We start from the raw sequence: 19,824 nt of genomic DNA on the forward strand, positions 1-19,824 counted from the left end.
TTTATAACTCCCACTTAAGGAATACTATGCATATTCGAAAAGGATTAAGTACAGACCTCGCCCGCCTTGAATGTTGTGATTTTTCTTTCAAGGTTGATGAGATTGCCAGAGAGCCATTTCTCAATGGTGATTTGCATATCGAGGCGCTGACCGAACCTTATCTTAAAACCTATGAGCTTGATCTCCAGACGCTGGAAAATCATTGCGTTAATCCGGATTCAATATTTCTTATCGCCGAAACGGATGACGGTGAAATCGCCGGTTTTATTACCGCGTCATGCAACTGGAATAAATTTATTTCGGTGGATTACATTGCCGTGGAGCGTTCAAAACGCCGTACGGGCGCGGCGCACAAGCTGATGTCCGCCACCCACGTCTGGGCGCGAAGCCTCAATGCGCCCGGCTTACGGCTGGAGACGCAGAACGTTAATGTTTCTGCCTGTCAGTTCTATCGTCACTATGGGTTTATTCTCGGCGGTTACGATCGCTACCTTTACAACGCCCTGCCGGAAAAAGATGAGGTCGCCCTTTTCTGGTATTACATGCTGGCTTGAGAAAATATTTTATATCCGCTACCAGAAGATAGATTTGTCTGAATTTGTCAATTTTGCCCGCTTACGTTTAATTAACGACTAATCTTGGAATTCACTATTAAGGAGGCCGGTATGTCTACAGGAAATAATCACACGCTGCATTACCCTCGTCCACCGTTTGCTGAACAACCGCAAAGGGCCCCCGGGCTGGCATCGGAAATGAAGCCAATACCGGATCATGGTGAAACAAGTTATATCGGGTCAGGAAAACTGGCAGGAAAAAAAGCGCTGATTACCGGCGGTGATTCCGGAATTGGTCGCGCGGTAGCGATCGCCTATGCCCGTGAAGGTGCAGATGTGGCTATTGGCTATCTCCCGGAAGAGGAGTCCGATGCGGCATCGGTCATTGCGCTGATTCGGGCCGAAGGCCGTAAAGCGGTCGCCATTCCCGGCGACATTCGCGTGGAGTCGTTCTGCGATACGCTGGTGGAAAAAGCCGTCGCGGAACTGGGTGGCCTGGATATCCTGGTGAACAACGCTGGACGCCAGCAGTACTGCGAATCGATCGACGATCTCACCACGGCAGATTTCGACGCGACGTTTAAAACCAACGTCTATGCCCCCTTCTGGATCACTAAAGCTGCGCTGCGCCATTTGCAGGAAGGCGCCGTGATCATTAACACCACTTCCGTTCAGGCGTTTAAACCGAGCGCGATCCTGGTGGACTATGCGCAGACCAAAGCCTGTAACGTGGCCTTTACCAAGTCTCTGGCTCAGCAGCTGGGGCCGCGTGGCATTCGGGTGAATGCCGTCGCGCCAGGTCCATACTGGACGCCTCTTCAGTCCAGCGGCGGTCAGCCGCAGTCCAAAGTTCAAAAGTTCGGGGAAGATACGCCCCTGGGCCGACCGGGCCAGCCGGTTGAAATCGCACCGCTGTATGTGCTTTTTGCCTCAGATACCTGCTCATACGCCTCCGGACAAGTATGGTGCTCTGACGGCGGTACCGGCGTGCTGTAAAGCATTCTCTCAGACCTATCCATTTCATGGATAGGTCACATCCACTTCCCTGCTGTTCTCAAAAATCTCAGTTGAACTATGATGAACTTACTATTGAGGAGCCCATCATGTTTACTGTGAAAAAACTTGCGTTATCAACCCTGTTGACCGGTTCGGTTTTATTCTTTCCCGCGATCCACGCGGTGGCCAGCGTTCCACAGCATGTGGTGAAACAGCAGGCTGGCGGCTACAGCGTTCAGGTTGGCGATACGATTGTCACCGCCTTTACGGACGGCAGCGTGCCGCAGGATCTGCACGCCTTACTGCGTCGGACGACGGCAGAAAATACCGATGCGTTACTGGCTAAAAACTTCCAGGCCAATCCGGTGGAAGCGTCGATTAACGCGTTCTATATCGCCATCCCCGGCCACAAAATTCTGGTGGATACCGGTTCCGGTCAGCTCTTTGGCCCCGGCAAAGGCGGGCGGCTGATTGAGAGCCTGGCGACGCAGGGCATTAAACCGCAGGATATTACCGATATCCTGATCACCCATGCGCACTCCGATCATGCTGGCGGCCTGGTTAAAGACGGTCAGCGCGTATTTACCCGCGCACAGGTGTATGTCGGCAAACCGGATATCGATTTCTTCTTTAACGACGAGAACCAGAAAAAATCTGGCTATGACCAGAACTACTTCGACGTCGCGTACAAGACCTTAAAGCCCTATCTGGATGCCGGAAAAGTGAAGACTTTCTCCGGGACGGAACAGCTTCTGCCGGGCATCAGTGGTACGGTTCATCCGGGCCACACCCCAGGGTCCGCGTTCTACACGCTGGAGAGCAAAGGTGAAAAAATTACCTTTGTCGGCGACATCATTCACGTTGCCGCGGTTCAGTTCCCACAGCCCAACGTGACGATTGCTTACGATGAGGATCAGGACGGAGCCGCCCGGGTACGCAACGCAGCGTTCGCTGAGTTTGTGAAAAACAAAGATCTGATTGCGGCGCCACATCTGCCTTTCCCCGGGATCGGGTATGTGAAGAAAGGTGAGCGGGAAGGCTACGCGTGGGTTCCGGTGACCTATACCAACCGGGACGCGCAATAAGAGAGTCTCTGCGTCCCAGGCTAAATATTTCAACCTGGGACCGCTATCTCACGCCCAGGGCCCCGCGGCCGGGTATTACAGCCGGCGAAATCTGTTCGGCCCTGCGCTCAACCTGTCAGACAGCCAGCCATTTTTTTGCGTTCGCTTTCATATTCGCTTCTAGTTCACTGTCACGCGTGGCAAATACGCGGCCGAGGGGAAAACCGCTTTGTTCCAGCAGATAAGCTAGCGCGGCATATTCCCGCGGATAGTTGGCAGCAATTTTTGAATCAATCTCAACCGGGCCCAGCGGAAAGGTGAAAATACCCATGTCGTAGATGCTCTGGCGATGGAACAGCTTCCATACGCCCTCTCTCTTTTCTGCAAGATCGTAGAAACGATTGTGGCATTCGCATCCAATATTAAGTTTTATATTTTCAGCGATGATCATCGCATTGGTTTCAAGAATCGCTTTGTCGCCGCGGTCGTTAAAAGTGACGACGGGCGAGCCAATCATATGTTTTGTGCGCAAATCTGAAGCGCCCATACGCATGGAACCCTCGACAAAATCGCTCGCGAGCCCTTCGAACCACGTAATTTCGATTGTGCCGTCCGGATGAAAAAGATTACGCAGCTGCTCCCATTCGCCCAGGTCGCGGTGCATCCAGCCATTCATGAGGTCGTTAAGATCCTGACGGTCTTGCAGTTGGTGAGTTTGCATTGTTTGGTTCCTGTTTGAGTTGATGCGTTCAGTTTGGCCGTGAAGCGGTTTATACTCAAATATATATATTTTACTAAACAATCATTTTTAATGATGAGTCAGGGTGGCAATGGAACTCCGGCACTTACGCTATTTTTTGGTTGTTGCTGAAGAAGAGCATTTTGGACGCGCGGCTGAGCGACTCCATATTGTTCAGCCTGCGCTCAGCATGCAGATTAAAGCCCTTGAAACTGAGTTAGGCGGTCCGCTGTTTATCCGCACCAGCCGTCGTGTGGAACTTACTGAGGCCGGATCGCTTCTTCTCAGCGAAGCCAGACTGATGCTGGAACAAATGGAACACACGCGTCTGGCAGTCCAGCGTGCGATACGGGGAGAGACAGGGCGTGTACGGGTCGGTTTTGCCGGTAACGCCATTTTTAGTGGCAAAATGATTACCGATGTACGTCGCTTCCGTAAAACCCATCCGGATGCAGAAGTCACCATTCAGGAAATCGCTCCCCAGAAACAGGTAGCTGCGATCCTCGCAGGGCATATTGATGTCGGTTATACACCGGATAACAGTACGACAGCCGATCCGCAGATCAGGGTGCAGAAAACCGGAAACTGGGAGATGATAATCGCAATGTGTGACGATCATCCCTTAGCCATCCATCCGCACCTCTCCGTTGAAATGCTCGCCGGTCATCCCCTGGTCCTGTACGACGCGCATGACGCCAATGAAAATCTGACTGTGCTGCTGGCGCAGCAGCTCGGGGATGGTTTTTGCGTGGCACATCGTTCAAACAGTACGCTAAGCGTTCTGGCATTTGCCGCAGCCGGGCTCGGTCTGGCGCTGGTTCCCGCCCCCCTGCAACAGGTGCAAATACCCGGACTGATTTACCGCAACCTGAATGCTCAGGCGCTGACCGCAAATCTGGTCATGATCAGCCGCATGCAGGAGCCAGGTAATGCAGTGACTGCTTTTCTGGCAATGGCTAACCTTCCCTGTTGAACAACGGCAGCAAGCTATGACGCACAATAAGATGCCCTCCTCCGATATGGATATGGACCTGATCCTGACGCTGGATGCGTTACTCAGGGATCAGAATATCACCCATGCGGCCGCGCGGCTGGGCATCAGCCAGCCGGCGATGTCTGCCCGCCTTGCGCGCCTGCGCGTCCTGTTCGATGAGCCGCTGTTTATCCCTTCCCCACACGGACGTGGGGTGTTACCGACGCCGCGCGCCGAGGCGTTAAGACCGCAGGTCGCGACGGTTTTGCAGGGGATATCGGCGATGCTTGAACCCACCACGTTCAACGCGCAGAACAGCAACCGCACCTTTGTGATTGCCCTGCACGAGAACCCGGCGCTGATGCTGGGGGCTGAATTGCAAAATCAGATTAGCAATGCGGCACCAGGCATCCGTCTGCGTTTTGCGCTTCCCGAAACCCCGCTGCTGCCAGCGCAGATGGAAAATGGCGATGTGGATATTTATGTCGGCATTAACGCGGTAGCGCACGATGCATGGGTCAGACGTAAGCTGTTTGACGATGAATATGCCACCGCCCAGCGTAAAGGCCATCCACGCGGTACGGGGCCGATGGATCTGGAAAGCTATTGTAGCCTTTCCCACCTGGTGGTTTCATCCGAGGGCGACCCGTTCGCGGGCTTTGTCGATCAGCATCTGGCGGGGCTTGGTCACCAGCGTAACGTGGTGATGTCGACGCAAAGCTATGCGATGGCGCCTGCGATTGTTGCCGGTACCGATTTGCTCTGCACCCTACCCAGACGCATGTTGCTACGTTTCACGCAAACGCTTGATATTTTTCCGCCGCCGCTGGATCTGCCGCCGATCGTCATCGGTATGTACTGGCACCCGAAAAACAGCCAGGATCCCGCTAACCGCTGGCTACGTGAACAGCTTCTTCAGGCCGCCGGACGTCAGGTGTGATCGAGGATACTCATCAATTTTTTCAGCACCTCAGAGCGAATAATCCGGTGGCAAACCAGCGTCAGCTCGCTCTCCCGGAGTCGGTCAAGAATATCCACAAAGACGACGTTTTGTACACATATCGCCTTCGCTGAAGCTGGCAGCATGGCGATGCCAAACCCTGCCGAAACGAGGCTTATCACCGTGGGAACATCGGTGGCATTTTGCACAACGTCAGGCTGTATGCCCGCGCTGTGGCAGGCATCATAGAAATATTGCTCCAGCCCCATCCCCTCCGGGTCGCGCAGGGCGATCCACTTCTCCTCTTTCACCGACGCAAGCGTCAGCGCGGCGGAGCCCGCCAGGCTGTGTTGACGAGGTAAGGCCAGCACGGCCTTTTCCGTTGTAAAAGGACGACTTTGCAGATCGTCAGGCAATAGCGGTAACGGGGCACGAATAATGGCCACATCCAGCTGGTTGCTTTGCACGCCGGTATAAAGGGTTTGCACGTTACCCGTCATCATGGAAAGGCTGATGGCGGGCCATTTCTCATGTAAAAGCCGCAGCGCGGCGGGTAGCTTACTGTCGAATATCGCACTTGAAACACATCCGAGATTCAGCACGCCCTGTTCCCCTCTGGCCGTCTGTCTGGCATCCAGAATCGCCTGATCGGTCATTAAAATCGCGACTCTGGCTTTACTGAGAAATGCCTCACCGGCTGGCGTCAGCGTCAGGCGACGATTCGCCCGGCTAAAGAGCAAGACCCCAAGACGATCTTCAAGCGTTTTTATCTGCTGGCTCAGCGCTGGCTGCGCCATGTTAAGGCGCTCCGCCGCCCGATGCATGTGAAGCTCTTCCGCCACCACGATGAAATTGCGCATCAGTCGAAACTGCATACCATGCCTTTATTATTGATAATAAAATTCATATTAAAATAGCATAAATGATGCAATTGATAGCCCTCTTCGTCCGGTTAAGAATGGAAGCCTTCATCCGAGGAGGGAAATATGAAAAACCACATCAACGATCTCAGAAGTGCTATCGAACTGCTCAAACGCCATGAAGGTCAATACCTTGAAACCAGCCATCCGGTCGATCCTGACGCGGAGCTGGCGGGTGTGTACCGGCATATTGGTGCTGGCGGCACGGTAAAACGTCCGACGCGCATTGGCCCGGCGATGATGTTTAACGCTATTAAGGGATATCCCGACTCGCGTATTCTGGTCGGAATGCACGCCAGCCGCGAGCGGGCGGCGCTCCTGTTGGGCTGCGAGCCCTCTGAACTGGCAAAACATGTCGGCCAGGCCGTGAAAAACCCGATTGCTCCCGTTGTGGTTCCGGCGGCACAGGCGCCGTGTCAGGAACAGGTGTTTTATGCCGACGATCCGGACTTCGATCTGCGTAAATTGCTTCCGGCACCGACCAACACGCCGATAGATGCCGGTCCGTTCTTCTGTCTGGGGCTGGTGCTGGCAAGCGATCCGGAAGATGCCTCACTGACCGATGTCACTATTCACCGTCTCTGCGTGCAGGAGCGCGATGAGCTCTCCATGTTCCTTGCCGCAGGCCGCCATATTGAAGTGTTCCGTAAGAAAGCCGAGGAGGCGGGCAAACCGTTGCCGGTCACGATCAATATGGGTCTCGATCCCGCTATCTATATTGGCGCCTGTTTCGAAGCCCCTACCACGCCCTTCGGCTACAACGAGCTGGGTGTCGCCGGCGCGTTACGTCAGACCCCCGTCGAGCTGGTGCAGGGTGTGGCCGTAAATGAAAAAGCGATAGCGCGTGCGGAAATTATCATCGAAGGCGAACTGCTGCCGGGCGTGCGTGTAGAAGAAGATCAGCATACCCACACCGGGCACGCGATGCCGGAATTTCCCGGCTACTGCGGGGAGGCTAACCCCTCCTTACCGGTAATCAAAGTGAAGGCCGTCACGATGCGTCATCAGGCGATCCTGCAAACCCTGGTAGGACCGGGCGAGGAGCACACCACGCTGGCCGGTTTGCCAACGGAGGCCAGTATCCGTAATGCGGTCGAAGAAGCCATCCCCGGTTTTCTGCAAAACGTCTATGCGCATACCGCTGGCGGCGGCAAGTTTCTTGGCGTATTGCAGGTGAAAAAACGCCAGCCCTCTGACGAAGGGCGTCAGGGTCAGGCGGCACTCATTGCGTTAGCCACCTATTCCGAGCTTAAAAACATTATTCTCGTCGACGAAGATGTGGATATTTTCGACAGCGACGACATCCTGTGGGCGATGACCACCCGTATGCAGGGCGATGTCAGCATCACCCATCTGCCGGGGATCCGCGGACACCAGCTCGATCCGTCTCAGGCCCCGGACTACAGCCCCTCCATTCGTGGCAACGGGATCACCTGCAAAACGATTTTCGACTGTACGGTGCCCTGGGCGCTTAAGCCCCGCTTTGAGCGTGCGCCCTTTATGGAGGTAGACCCGACGCCATGGGCGCCTGAACTGTTTAAAAAATAGCGTTAACCGGAAAATCTTCTTCACCCTTCACGGGCTGAGGGTTTCCCACAAAATAATGCCTGCACAGACGGCCCCCTCTCCCTTGAGGGAGAGGGCTGGGGTGAGGGGGAACATACGGCGCTGGTGGTCATTCCGTTCACTTAGGGCATCGCTGAAAGCCCTCAGTTTTTCTGAGGCAACGTTATAGCTTTTTCTTTCAAATTACTGGGTAACCCTCTCCTTCACGGGTGAAGAACCTCACGCTGAAATTGCCGCGTCCCCTGCTTTCTTGTAACCTTTGAGCGTTTATCACATCCCCATAAAAAATGAGACTACCGGACGCCTATGACAGCACATGTTTCCAACGATCCTTTGCATGGCGTAACGCTCGAAATGCAGGTTAACGCGCTGGTTGCGCGATATGGCTGGAATGAACTGGGCAACCGAATCAAAATCAACTGTTTTCGCAAAGACCCGAGCGTTAAATCGAGTCTGAAGTTCCTGCGCCGCACCCCATGGGCGCGGGCGGAAGTTGAAGCCCTCTACCTCGACTCTCTTCACGATGACGGTAACGGGGAACAGGACGAACCGGCGTTTAATCCCTGGACGGATAGCCGGACACCCAGGAGCTAACACGCAAATGATGCGACACGTAAAACGGACTGGCGCGCTGCTTGGCTGCGCGCTTTTACTGGTAAGTTGCACTTCCAAACCACCCAAATCACTCGTTACCCCGCTGCCGCAGGCGAAACCTCTACAGCAGACTAACGAACCCATGCGCGGGATCTGGCTGGCGACCGTCTCCCGTCTCGACTGGCCTCCTGTGTCATCGGTGAATGGCCGTAGCGCGGACCAGCGTATCGCCCAGCAACAGCGGGCGCTGACGGACAAGCTCGATAAGCTGAAAAAACTTGGGATCAACACCGTCTTCTTTCAGGTAAAACCGGACAGTACGGCGCTGTGGGCCTCTAAAATACTGCCCTGGTCAGATACCCTGACGGGGACTATCGGGGAAGATCCCGGTTACGATCCGCTTCAGTTTATGCTGGATGAAGCGCACAAGCGCGGGATGAAGGTTCATGCCTGGTTTAACCCGTACCGCGTTTCCACCAACACGAAGCCGTCGACCATCGCCGCGCTTAATCGCACCTCGTCGCTTCATCCTTCCAGCGTGTACGTCCAGCATCCGGAGTGGATCCGCACCTCGGGGGATCGTTTTGTTCTCGACCCGGGCATTCCCGACGTGCGGGACTGGATAACCCAGGTGGTGATGGAAGTGGTAAATCACTACCCTGTCGACGGCGTTCAGTTCGATGACTATTTTTACACCGAGACGCCGGGGTCCACCCTGAATGATGCCTGGACCTTCAGGCGCTATGGCGAAGGATTTGCGTCAAAAGCGGACTGGCGTCGACACAATACGCAGCAGTTGATTGTGCAGGTTTCAAGGGCGATCAAGCAGGCTAAACCTGAGATCGAATTTGGCGTTAGCCCGGCGGGGGTCTGGCGCAATCGCTCCTTCGACCCGGCAGGCTCGGACACGCGCGGTGCCGCAGCCTATGATGAATCCTACGCTGACACGCGCAAATGGGTACAGCAGGGTTTACTGGATTACATTGCGCCGCAGATCTACTGGCCCTTCGCCCGCGACGCGGCACGTTACGATGTGCTGACAAAATGGTGGGCTGACGTGGTGAAACCGACCCATACCCGCCTGTATATCGGGATCGCGTTCTACAAAGTGGGCGCGCCTTCCAGAAACGAACCGGACTGGACGGTGAACGGCGGCGTACCGGAGCTGAAAAAACAGCTCGACCTCAACGATTCACTGCCAGACGTTAAGGGCACCATCCTGTTCCGTGAAGACTATCTTAACCAGCCGCAGACGCAGGAGGCGGTAAATTACCTCCGGGGACGCTGGGGTAATTGACTGAAAAAAGGCAGAAACGTTCTGTTTCTGCCTTTCTTTTACGGCTTCGGCCCGAACATCGCCTCAAGCTGTTTTGCGTCTGGCATACCCACGACCTGTTGCAGTTCGTTTTGCTCATTCAGGTAATAAATAGCCGGTGTGGCATTCGCGCCGAGACTGTCCATTAGCGTCTGGTGATTTTGCAGGATCTCAACGGTTTCCCGGGAAGCCGCAGCTTCAGGTTTCGGCAGCTTTTTCCCGCCGGACAGCTCGTACGCTTTCCAGGCCGACACCGGATCTTTCGCATTCAGGATCGCGGAGGCGTTACGCCCGCTGTTCGGGTTAAGAAATGCAACCAGCAGCGTATTGAGCTGAACCTTGCCAGCCTTCACCCACGGCTGCGCTTCAGCCCAGAACTGCTTGCAGTACGGGCAGAACGGGTCGGCAAAGACGAAGACTTTGCGCGGGGCACTCTCCGCGCCCTCTTTCAGGGGATGCGCCGCATTGAGCTTTTTCCACATCTCGCGGCCCATCGGGGCGTAGATCTCTTTCTGGAAAAAGGCCTCGCTGAGGTTGGTTCCCTTCTCATCATACAGATAGCCAGACACGACGTGCTTTCCGTCAGGGGTCAGAAAGAGCGTCACGCCCATGTCCTGATATTTCCCCAGCCACGCTGGCGCGCCGCCGGGGGCGTCAATTTTCTTGATGATTTTGATGTCCTGCTGTTCACTGAAGTGCTTCACCACATCCGGAAGCGACTCCTCTGCCCTGACCAGCCCTGAAACCATCAGAGCAGAGAGTAACAGCACCTTTTTCTTTGCTAACCGTTGAAGCATAACGACCCCTCTAAGATATTGTTTTTCAGAGTGGTCGAAGTTTATTGCCCTGTCAACGCTTCATAAATATCCTTGAGGCGACTACGCAAAAATCGCACGGCTTTGTGTTTGCGGGATAATAACGCCTGCACACTGTCGCCTGTTTCCTCTGCCAGCACCTTCATGCTGTAGCCCTCAAATTCCGTTTTTTCAAACACCTCGCGCTGAGGTGGCGGCAGTTCCGACAGGGCTTGCCCCAACTCTTCCCATAGCAGCATGTTGAGATACTCCTCCTCCGGCGTTTGCGGTACGCCGAATAACGTTTCTGCAATCTCCTGCTCCGGAAAGTCCTCGTCATCTGCTGTCAGGTACCCCGGTAGTGAAACCTCGTGCTTTTTTCGCGCCCGGTCGATCATCTCATTTCGTGCGGCGCGAAACAGCCAGGCGGCGACGTTCTCGACCGGTTGTTCCACTTTCATCAACTGCCAGGTCACTTCCTGAAGAATATCATCGACATCATCACGAACCGCAGTCCGTCCGCGAATGAAGGCTTTTAGCCGCGCGCGGCAGGCATTGAGTGCCGAGATCAGTAATGATTCCCCCGCCTCACCGGCTTTCATATCGCTCACTCGGCTTCCGGCGCTTTCGCACCGTTATCATCTCGCTTTTCATCCCGGCCATCGTGCCACCGGCAATGACCGTGGCGCCCAAATCCCGCCCGACGCTGCTGAATGAAGGCCTCACGTTGTTCGGGGCTCATATTCATCCATTGTTCGTGCATACGGCGGTGCGCACCGAACATGCCCGGACGGAAACCCAGCCCACCGAAAAGAATGCGGCTCAGCAGCAGGATCCCCAGCGCCTGCCAGAAGCCAATGGCTTTAACCCCCAGGATGGCCGGGAGCAACGCGTTCCACAGGGACATGACCAGCAGGCCAAGCACCACGAACAGGACTGCGCCAATCACGATGCCCTTACCCATACGATGGCGGCCCAAACCACGCCCGTGACCTTTTCCGTGCATATCAAAATTTCTCATGTGTACCTCGTTTATGTTGAATGATTATGGTCTCTGATGAGGTAGACGGATGAGGAACAGAAATATTGCCGGGGAAAGATAAAATTTATGTCATAGCGGCTTTGTACGGATAACAGTAATGGCTGAAGGAGATTGTGCAGCGGCTACATGCAGACATTAAAAAGGCTCCCTCAGGAGCCTCTCTGAACATCACGCCGTAGCAGGCAGACTAAAGCTCGAGATACTCTGGGACAGCTGCTGCGCCTGCTCCTCCAGCGAGGCGGCGGCGGCGGCGGATTGCTGCACCAGCGCCGCGTTCTGCTGGGTCACACCGTCCATCTCCGTTACGGCCTGCCCAACCTGACCAATCCCGCGGCTCTGCTCTTCTGAGGCAACCGAAATCTGTTCCATCAGCGTATGCACTTTATTCACAGAGCTGATAATAGAATCAATCACCTCTCCCGAACGATTCACCAGTTGTGCACCGTTTTTCACGCTGGAAACAGACTGGGCGATAAGGCTTTCGATATCTTTCGCCGCCACCGCGCTTTTTTGTGCCAGGGTGCGCACTTCACTTGCTACCACGGCAAATCCTCGCCCCTGCGCGCCAGCACGCGCCGCTTCAACGGCCGCGTTTAGCGCCAGAATATTAGTCTGGAAAGCAATGCTGTTGATGACGCTGGTGATGTCTTCAATACGCTTCGAATTGGACGCGATAGTATTCATCGTTTCGATGACTTCACGGGTTACCGCTTCACCGGTATGGGCATTTTTCACGGCATCCTGCACCAGCTTACCGGCCTGGAAAACGTTGTCGGTGTTATTCGCCACCGTCGCGCTCAGCTCTTCCATGCTGGCGGCCGTCTGGGTCAGGGCCGAAGCCTGTTGCTCTGTACGGGAGGCCAGGTCGATATTGCCGGAGGCAATTTCCTGCGCCGCATGCGTCACGGTGTGGCTGGCGTCGCGCACCTGAGAAATGGTGGAGAGCAGCGCCTGGCGCATCTGCTCCATCGAGGACATCAGGTGATTGATTTCATTCCCGGAATCACGCTTGATCGGTACCGGTACGTCCAGCTTCCCGGCCGCAATCTGGCGACAGTGCTCGCGCGCCAGGTTCACCGGCGCAAAGACCACGCGTTTCATCAGCAGGCTGACGGCGAAGATCACCACCACGAACAGCACCGCAATGCAGGCGATAATAACCAGACCCGACACGAAATTATGGCTCGCATCCTCGTTCAGCGTTTTGGCGTACTTCTGGTGAACGGAGAGAACCTGATCGAGCACAATTTCATATTGGCGATCGAGTTGAGACACCACGGGAATAAGAGCGTTGAACCGCGACACATCGTGAGCGGCGGCAGCGGCGATGAGAGGCGCCAGTCCCTGGTTACGGTAGTTTTGCCACGCCTCCTGGTAGGCAGTGACCAGCGGGGCTTCGTCCGGCAAACGCGGCGAGGCCATAAACGCCGAAAATGCACTATCGGCTTTGGTCAGCGCCTCTTTAACCGAGGCCAGTTTCGCAGACAGATCGGTAGCGTCCCCCGCTTCCACCATTTTCACATACTCCATAACCCTGACCCGCAGGGTTCGGCTGTGGTTAATGGGATCAATAATGGACAGAACCACCTGAATTTCTTTGTTCACATTATCCAGCGAAGTATTACTTTTAATGATGAGCCCAACGCTGGTGATAGTGCTGGCCACAAAGAAGAAAAGCAGGGAAAACAGGATAATCAGGGATGATTTTTTCAATGACATAACACACCTCAGGGATATAATTTCCCTTTGGTTATCGGCTGAATCCAATCTTTAATTAATTAAAGTTATTGATGTCACCCTCAGACGTTACCCTGTCACTCTACGGCCTTGTATCGCCGTTGCAGGGTGGCATCCAGCTTACGCTGGATCGGCTCCGGCGTTTCCCCTTCAATCAGTTTGCCAATCAGATCAAAGCAGTGCCAGGCGAGCTGGCGGTTATCCTGACGAACGGTATCGACAGGAATGGTCAGAGAATCATAGAGATAGTGATCGTCAAAGCTGGCCAGACGCATATCGCTTTGCAGCAGATTATGTTGCCCCATATAGCGCAACACCCCTTCCAGCAGACCGCAGGCGGCGGTAAAAAGGGCTTTTGGCGGGCGGCCCAGGCGTGCGCAAAGCTCGGCAAACATTTCGTAGCCGGAGCTCGGATGGTAATTACCATGAATGATCCACTCCGGACGTAACTCGACGCCAGCGTCACGCAGCCCCTGCTTAAACCCTTCAAGACGGTCACGCGTCGGGGAAAGCCGCGGCTGACCGCCGAGGAAGTAGAACTCATCCGGATGCTGGCGCGCGATGTCGGCCACCAGTGTGGCGGTTGGGGTAATTGAATCGGTGAGAACCAGCGGCAAAGAACTGTCGTTCATATGACGGTCAAAAAGCACAACGGGCAGCTGTTCGCTCAGCTTTTGATAGTCCGCGTCGTTGAGCATGCTGGAGGCGACAATCAGCCCGTCCACCTGGCGGGCCACCATGTTATTGACCACCACCGTCTCCTGGCCGGGATTTTCATCGCTACAGGAGATCAGCAGCTGAACACCCGCCTCGCGGCAGAGGGTCTCCAGCTCATGAGAAAAAACGGCAAACCCGTAGTTGGTGATTTCCGGCACCACCAGACCAATAGTGTGGCTGCGGTTGTCCCGCAGCGAACGGGCGTGAATGCTGGGCTGATAATGATGTTCTTTGGCAATCGCCAGCACACGCTCGCGTGTCTCCTCCGCCACCCGAAGCTCTTTGCTGCGGCCGTTCAGAACCAGGCTGGCGGTGGCTTTTGATACCCCCGCGAGCTCCGCGATATCTTTAATGGTGACGCGTTTTGTTTTTCTCACAACGACTTAGATCCGGCTGCCAAAACCTCTATTCTATCATGCAGCTGCGCAGCGACCAGTAGCGTAATGTGATATCGGACGCACCTTCGAAGCGTACCTGGGCCGGATGGTCAGGAAAATAGCGGCTGCTCATGACGCCTTCACCGTGATTGATGAAAATTTCGACGCTGGAACAGTCGCACAGCACGCGTAAATGATGAACATTGCCCTGCCAGTAGCGGGTCAGCGTGTCTGTGGTTTTCAGACTGGCGCGTTCCAGACGGCTCCCCTCATCATCCACAATCAGCCGCAACGCGCCTGCAAAATCCACGTTCACGCTCGATGCGCTCAGTTCGAACTCAAGACGCGCTCCCGCCAGCACCGGGGCATCGCTGGCGCGTCCCTGCCAGAGATGTTCATCCTCGCGCAGCGTTTCCAGCTCACGGACCGGGGTTTGCCAGAGCTTACCGTCGCGGTAGCGCAGCTCGCGAGGACAGGTCATCTGGTGGATCCAGCCGCGCGCCCGCGTAGGCTGGAGCATCTCTTCGCCGTCCGGCACGCCCATCCAGCCGATGAGGATGCGGCGGCCATCTTCTGCCACCGTGGTTTGCGGCGCGTAAAATTCGAAACCGGCGTCAAGCTCATGCAGCTCGCCGTGCGCAAATGCAGGCGTTTGATAATCAAATGCCCCACTCATCCAGACGGCCGGATAGGTGTTGAGATAGCGATGCGGTTCGCGCGCCAGCCCCTGCGGGCAGCAGATCAAGACGTGTGTGCCATCAAGCTCAAACAGATCCGGGCACTCCCACATATAGCCCGCGTCCGTGAGTCCGTTGACGCCGTGACCGGCGATTTCGCCGCATGACGCCCAGGTGTGTAAATCGGCTGACGTAAACAGCAGCACCTTGCCGCGCTGCTGTCGATCCTGCGCGCCGAGCACCATGTACCACAGCCCGTCATGCCACCATACTTTCGGATCGCGGACGTGCCCGGTGTACCCGTCCGGCAGGGGCAACACCGGTCCCAGTTTGGCAAACGTGCCATCGTCATTTTGCACCGCCAGACACTGCCAGGCGGTGCGGCCGCCATCGTCAAACTTAACGTTGCCGGTATAGCACAGGGTCAGCACGCCGTTGTTATCCACGGCGCTGCCGGAGTAACAGCCATTGCGGTCATACTCTTCGTCAGGCATCAGCGCCATTGGCTCGTGCTGCCAGTGCACCAGATCTGCTGAGCTCCAGTGCCCCCAACACTTGTAGCGATGATCGCAGCCCAGCGGGTTCCACTGATAAAACAGATGGTAGCGCCCGGCAAACCAGATAAACCCGTTCGGATCGTTCATCAGCCCTGTCACCGGTGCGGGATGCCACTGCGGATAGTGGCTGTCCGCCAGCGCACGCGGCTGGCCTTGCATAACGGCGTGCAACACGGCAGGCCAGCGGGAAGATAAGGTCATTATTCAGAGTCCGTTTTATATTTCAGCAGCAGAGAGACGGTGAACGCCACGCCAAAGGCAATCACCATGCCGATAATATAGTTGAGCAGCGAGCTGGCCTGGACAATCGCCATGCCGGGAAGCGCCGTCAGGCCAACGGCGGTCATGTAGACATGCACCGACACCACCCAGGCACCGCCCGCCGCACCACCGATCAGCGCCGCGATAAACGGCTTCACAAAACGCAGGTTGATGCCAAAAATTGCCGCTTCGGTGATGCCCAGCATCGCGGAAAACGCCGACGGTAAGGTAATGGCTTTGATTTTGGCATCGCGGGTTTTGAACCACACCGCCAGACACGCCCCGCCCTGCGCCACGTTCGCCATCGCCCAGATCGGCAGCAGGAAGTTAACGCCAATCGACGGATTACCCAGCAGCCCGGCCTCAATGGCGTGGAAGCTGTGGTGAATGCCGGTAATGACAATCACCGAATAGAGCCCACCAAACAGCAGCCCGGCCAGCCAGCCCGCGTGGGCAATCAGAGTGCTAAGAATGAAGGAGATTCCGTCGCCCAGCGCGCGTCCCGCCGGGCCAATAATCAACAGCGCAATGAAGCCGGAGATAATGACGGTCAGGAACGGCGTCAGGATCAGATCTAACGCATCCGGGATGGCCCGGCGCAGCTGTTTTTCCACAATGCTCATAAACCACACCGCCAGCAGCACCGGGAAGACGGTTCCCTGATAGCCAATCATGGCGATTTCAAGACCGAAGAAGTTCATGGTGTGGAAGCCGGACGCTACGCCCCAGGCGTTGGTCAGCGCCGGATGAGTCAGGATGCCGCCGAGCGTTGCCCCCAGATACGGGTTGCCGCCAAACTCCCGCGCGGCGGTGAAGCCAATCAGGATCGGCAGAATAATAAACGCCGCCGAGCTGCACATATCCAGCATGATATAGAGCGCGTTATCCGGATTAACCCAGCCGTAGGTTTTAACCATCCCCAGCAGGCCCATCAGCAGACCCGAGGCCACGATCGCCGGGATAATCGGCACGAAGATGTTGGAGAGCAGACGCGCGATACGCTGGAACGGGTTCAGCTTGCGGGCCGCAATATCCGCCGCTTCCGATTTACTGGACTCGCTAATCTCTGCCGCCTGAATAAACGCGGCGTAAACCTTATTCACCACCCCGGTGCCGAAGATTACCTGCATCTGCCCGGCGTTTCGAAAACAGCCTTTCACGCCTTCAACCTTGCCGATAGCCTGCTGGTCGGCAAGCGCATCATCGACCAGCACCAGACGAAGGCGCGTGGCGCAATGTGCCGCGCTGGCAATGTTCTCTTTGCCACCGAGCAGCGGAATAAGCTCGCGCGCAATATGATTAAAATCCATAGATACCTCTTCCTGACCTCTTTTTATGGTGTTCGAAACGCCCCCGCGATGCGGGAGCGTGAAGGGTTAAAACCAGGTTTCCATCTGCACCCCAAAGTTCCATTCCCCGCCCGCGTTGAAGCCGCTGCTGCCAAAGGCGTCATCGCTGGCGTAGTTATCCAGCTTGCTGCTCCAGTCCATCCATGTGGCGAACAGGCGCAGCTCCGGACGGCTGAAGAAATCGCCAATTTTGCCCGCCTTTAACGTCGGGGCGAAGGTCAGCTTGTAGAAGCTACCGTTAACCGCATTGCGATTCTTGTAGCCTTCCGGGCTTAAATCCATGTACTGATAGCTGCCTTCGAACGCGAGGGCGAAATTCTGGGTCACCTCTTTGATCAGACGCGTATTGAGCGTGACCCACTCATAGCTGTCGCCCTTCACGTAGCGGTCCTTACTGCTTTGCGCCAGCACGGCGGGCGCAATGTGCCAGCCACCGCCCAGCGGCGTGACACCGTAACTTGCAAAACGCCAGGTATCGGCTTCTGACAGCAGCGCGCCGTCTGAACCAATGCTTTTCACCTCGGCGCCCAGACCGTGGCCGTAAAGCAGCGCCGTTTTGGCGGAACCTTCCCGCAGGCCGTAGAAGCTCTCGTTATGCAGACCAACCAGCGCATGTACCCCGTTATTGGCCGCGTCGGTTTTAATCGGATCGCCGTTGCTGTCCTTACGGTCGTCATTATCTTTTGCCCGTAAGCCGCTGACCATCATCTGCACCGGCCCGGCGAAGTGATTCATGCTGAGGATGTAGTTCTGAACGTTGTTGTCGATCTCCTCTTCGCTGCCGAAGTTACGGCCATAAAGGGAGAAGTTACTGCGCAGCGTATCGTTCCACTTCACGTCGTAGACGCCGCCGCCGGTCCCGGCGAGAAACACCACGTCGGAATCCAGCCAGTGAATGTCGAAGTTGTCGCGGTCAAAACGCTTACCCGCCCAGAAGGTACTGCCCTTCAGCGCACCGGTAAAGTCAGGCAAATTGCCCAGCTCGGCAAAGGCCTGACGAATGTTCAGGTCGCTGCTGTCTGCCGACCAGTCGTTATAGGTTTTCTGACCGTCGGCCAGCATCGCCTTAAAGCGCGTCGTCGCACCATTCTCCAGCGTCTGTTTGTGCTCAACATTCAGCTCAACGTAGGTATCCGCTTCGTTCCCCAGACGCCCGATGGCCCCGCCCGTTTCCCCGGCGGGCGTCAGATAAGGGCCGCTTTTGCTGCTGGAGGCCGCGTCGTTCATCAGCAGGCCGGAACGGGCGTAACCGTGAAATTCAAAACCGCCTGTCCGGTCGGCTTTTTCTTCCAGCACCGTAGTACGTTGCGCCACCGCCTGTGTGGAGGTCTGCGCTTCCTGCTGCGCAGCCACCAGCTGCTGTGTTTTCTGTTCCGCTGCCGTGGCGCGCTTTTCAGCAACCTGCGCGCGGGTTTCCGCCTCCTGCAAACGCTGCTCCAGCGCCGCCAGGCGCGCTTCGATACGTGTCATATCCGTCTGGGCAAAAACAGAGGTACTCCCGGCCAGCATGCCTATCATCACGGCAAGTCTGCGTTTTTTATACATTTTGTCGCATCCCTAATAACTATCGGTGAAAGTGCTAAATTGCTAAACCGGTTTAGGCTAATGATACTAAACCGTTGAATTTTGGATCGGCAACGTTTTTTGCTAAACCGTTTTAGTAAGTGTGATCGAGGCGACAATTCAGGCCGCCGACCGGAGGCCTGGAGAGGTGAATTACAGTTCGTGATGATAAGGCAGCGCGGTCATTGCCCCTTTTGCGGTTGTCGCCAGCGCCCCACAGCGCTGCGCCAGCGTGATGACCTCTGAAAGACGGGCCTGGCCATCACGAGCCAGACCGAACAGCAGCCCGGCGACGAAAGCATCCCCCGCGCCGGTGGTATCAATGCATTCCACGGGTGATGCAGGATAGTGCGTCAACGCGCCTTTCTGCCAGGCGGTTACGCCCTCTTTTCCCTGCGTCACCAGCACCAGCCTGGCCGGACAGGTGCGCATCAGCGCCGCCAGCCCCTCATGGACCTGCGCATTTCCGGTTAAGAACGCCAGCTCTTCCACCGAGATTTTCACCACATCTGCACAGGCTAATGCCCGTTCAAGACACTGACGCAGCTCGACTTCATCGTGCCAGAGATCGGCGCGGATATTGGGGTCAAAGCTGACAAATCCCCCCGCCATTCTGATAGCGGACATCGCCTGAAACGTCGCGGAACGGCTGGGTTCGGCGCTGAGCGCGATAGAGCAGACGTGCAGCCACTCCCCGGCGCGGAATGGCGGGAGATCGGCAGAGTCGAGGAATAAATCAGCGCTCGGGCGAACCATAAAGGTAAAGGAACGTTCACCGTCGTTATCGAGATCCACCACCACCGTGGAGGTGCGATGCTGCGGGTCCAGGCGCAGCCATTCTGTATTAACCTGCTCATCCGCAAGCGTTTTTTGCATAAAACGCCCGAAGGGGTCGTCGCCCACCCGGCCTATAAAGGCGCTTCTGCCGCCCAGACGAGCAACCCCTACCGCGACATTGGCCGGTGCGCCGCCAGGACATTGCAGCAGTTTGCCCTCTCCGTCGGGCAACAGATCCACCACGGCATCGCCAAGTACCCAGATCGTCTCCATATCACCTTCTTAGCTAAAACATATTAAACCGGTTTAGCT

The 19,824-nt window shown here is 56.0% G+C and carries 19 protein-coding genes; 8 read left to right on the plus strand and 11 right to left on the minus strand.

Translation table 11 applies throughout. The features are described 5' to 3' along the window. Positions 1–26: 26 nt before the first annotated feature. From ACOTY5_RS06755 to ACOTY5_RS06765, 3 genes are all read left to right on the plus strand, one after another. Complete coding sequence (locus tag ACOTY5_RS06755) at positions 27–554, plus strand: GNAT family N-acetyltransferase (protein ID WP_032653615.1); 528 nt, start codon at positions 27–29, stop codon at positions 552–554. 111 nt (positions 555–665) lie between these two features. Continuing rightward, positions 666–1,550 carry an SDR family oxidoreductase gene (locus ACOTY5_RS06760; RefSeq protein WP_017382335.1) on the plus strand — a complete coding sequence of 295 codons (885 nt, stop codon included), beginning with the start codon at positions 666–668 and terminating at the stop codon, positions 1,548–1,550. Positions 1,551–1,657: 107 nt separating this feature from the next. Continuing rightward, the gene (locus ACOTY5_RS06765; protein ID WP_045142143.1) at positions 1,658–2,635 is read left to right on the plus strand and encodes an MBL fold metallo-hydrolase; all 978 of its coding nucleotides are present in this window, start codon (positions 1,658–1,660) and stop codon (positions 2,633–2,635) included. Between the two features lie 115 nt (positions 2,636–2,750). On the opposite strand, the gene ACOTY5_RS06770 is transcribed toward ACOTY5_RS06765, so the two are convergent. Next, positions 2,751–3,335 (minus strand): nuclear transport factor 2 family protein, encoded by a 585-nt coding sequence (locus ACOTY5_RS06770; protein WP_015570507.1) that lies wholly within the window; start codon positions 3,333–3,335, stop codon positions 2,751–2,753. 109 nt (positions 3,336–3,444) lie between these two features. Here ACOTY5_RS06770 and ACOTY5_RS06775 point away from each other — a divergent pair, with 109 nt between their 5' ends. Both ACOTY5_RS06775 and ACOTY5_RS06780 read left to right on the plus strand, forming a co-directional pair. Further along, the gene (locus ACOTY5_RS06775; protein ID WP_045142144.1) at positions 3,445–4,326 is read left to right on the plus strand and encodes a LysR substrate-binding domain-containing protein; all 882 of its coding nucleotides are present in this window, start codon (positions 3,445–3,447) and stop codon (positions 4,324–4,326) included. 16 nt (positions 4,327–4,342) lie between these two features. Continuing rightward, positions 4,343–5,266 (plus strand): LysR family transcriptional regulator, encoded by a 924-nt coding sequence (locus ACOTY5_RS06780; protein ID WP_045142145.1) that lies wholly within the window; start codon positions 4,343–4,345, stop codon positions 5,264–5,266. On the opposite strand, the gene ACOTY5_RS06785 is transcribed toward ACOTY5_RS06780, so the two are convergent. Beyond that, positions 5,257–6,141 carry a LysR substrate-binding domain-containing protein gene (locus ACOTY5_RS06785; RefSeq protein ID WP_017382331.1) on the minus strand — a complete coding sequence of 295 codons (885 nt, stop codon included), beginning with the start codon at positions 6,139–6,141 and terminating at the stop codon, positions 5,257–5,259. The genes ACOTY5_RS06780 and ACOTY5_RS06785 overlap by 10 nt on opposite strands. A gap of 111 nt (positions 6,142–6,252) precedes the next feature. Between ACOTY5_RS06785 and ACOTY5_RS06790 the strand changes: the two genes are divergently transcribed. The 3 genes from ACOTY5_RS06790 (at position 6,253) to ACOTY5_RS06800 (ending at position 9,643) form a co-directional block, all read left to right on the plus strand. Continuing rightward, positions 6,253–7,734 (plus strand): UbiD family decarboxylase, encoded by a 1,482-nt coding sequence (locus tag ACOTY5_RS06790; protein WP_045142146.1) that lies wholly within the window; start codon positions 6,253–6,255, stop codon positions 7,732–7,734. Between the two features lie 324 nt (positions 7,735–8,058). Continuing rightward, positions 8,059–8,346: a VF530 family DNA-binding protein gene (locus ACOTY5_RS06795; RefSeq protein WP_003857097.1), complete on the plus strand. Its 288-nt coding sequence runs from the start codon at positions 8,059–8,061 to the stop codon at positions 8,344–8,346. A gap of 7 nt (positions 8,347–8,353) precedes the next feature. After that, positions 8,354–9,643 carry a glycoside hydrolase family 10 protein gene (locus ACOTY5_RS06800; RefSeq protein WP_045142147.1) on the plus strand — a complete coding sequence of 430 codons (1,290 nt, stop codon included), beginning with the start codon at positions 8,354–8,356 and terminating at the stop codon, positions 9,641–9,643. 38 nt (positions 9,644–9,681) lie between these two features. Here the strand turns inward: ACOTY5_RS06800 and dsbG are convergent, their stop codons facing one another. The 9 genes from dsbG to ACOTY5_RS06845 all read right to left on the minus strand — a co-directional run bounded on the left by dsbG (position 9,682) and on the right by ACOTY5_RS06845 (position 19,785). Continuing rightward, positions 9,682–10,458 carry a thiol:disulfide interchange protein DsbG gene (gene dsbG, locus ACOTY5_RS06805; RefSeq protein ID WP_045142148.1) on the minus strand — a complete coding sequence of 259 codons (777 nt, stop codon included), beginning with the start codon at positions 10,456–10,458 and terminating at the stop codon, positions 9,682–9,684. Between the two features lie 41 nt (positions 10,459–10,499). Beyond that, the gene (locus tag ACOTY5_RS06810; protein WP_172821117.1) at positions 10,500–11,057 is read right to left on the minus strand and encodes an RNA polymerase sigma factor; all 558 of its coding nucleotides are present in this window, start codon (positions 11,055–11,057) and stop codon (positions 10,500–10,502) included. A gap of 5 nt (positions 11,058–11,062) precedes the next feature. After that, the gene (locus tag ACOTY5_RS06815) at positions 11,063–11,476 is read right to left on the minus strand and encodes a hypothetical protein (RefSeq protein ID WP_015570500.1); all 414 of its coding nucleotides are present in this window, start codon (positions 11,474–11,476) and stop codon (positions 11,063–11,065) included. A 189-nt stretch (positions 11,477–11,665) separates the two neighbouring features. Continuing rightward, entirely contained in the window at positions 11,666–13,216 is a 1,551-nt protein-coding gene (locus tag ACOTY5_RS06820; RefSeq protein WP_039270730.1) for a methyl-accepting chemotaxis protein, read from the minus strand. Between the two features lie 95 nt (positions 13,217–13,311). Beyond that, positions 13,312–14,328 (minus strand): LacI family DNA-binding transcriptional regulator, encoded by a 1,017-nt coding sequence (locus ACOTY5_RS06825; protein ID WP_017693400.1) that lies wholly within the window; start codon positions 14,326–14,328, stop codon positions 13,312–13,314. A 28-nt stretch (positions 14,329–14,356) separates the two neighbouring features. Next, the gene (locus ACOTY5_RS06830; protein WP_045142150.1) at positions 14,357–15,763 is read right to left on the minus strand and encodes a sucrose-6-phosphate hydrolase; all 1,407 of its coding nucleotides are present in this window, start codon (positions 15,761–15,763) and stop codon (positions 14,357–14,359) included. After that, on the minus strand, positions 15,763–17,133 hold the full coding sequence (locus ACOTY5_RS06835; RefSeq protein WP_017382323.1) for a sucrose-specific PTS transporter subunit IIBC: 1,371 nt from the start codon (positions 17,131–17,133) through the stop codon (positions 15,763–15,765). The genes ACOTY5_RS06830 and ACOTY5_RS06835 overlap by 1 nt, the downstream gene beginning before the upstream one ends. 66 nt (positions 17,134–17,199) lie before the next feature. Beyond that, complete coding sequence (locus ACOTY5_RS06840; protein ID WP_045142151.1) at positions 17,200–18,717, minus strand: carbohydrate porin; 1,518 nt, start codon at positions 18,715–18,717, stop codon at positions 17,200–17,202. 171 nt (positions 18,718–18,888) lie between these two features. Continuing rightward, positions 18,889–19,785, minus strand: a complete 897-nt coding sequence (locus ACOTY5_RS06845) for an aminoimidazole riboside kinase (protein WP_032671161.1) — start codon at positions 19,783–19,785, stop codon at positions 18,889–18,891. Positions 19,786–19,824: the final 39 nt, after the last annotated feature.

This window comes from Enterobacter cloacae complex sp. SHL018 (genome assembly GCF_049237905.1).
Lineage (GTDB): Bacteria > Pseudomonadota > Gammaproteobacteria > Enterobacterales > Enterobacteriaceae > Enterobacter > Enterobacter hormaechei_C.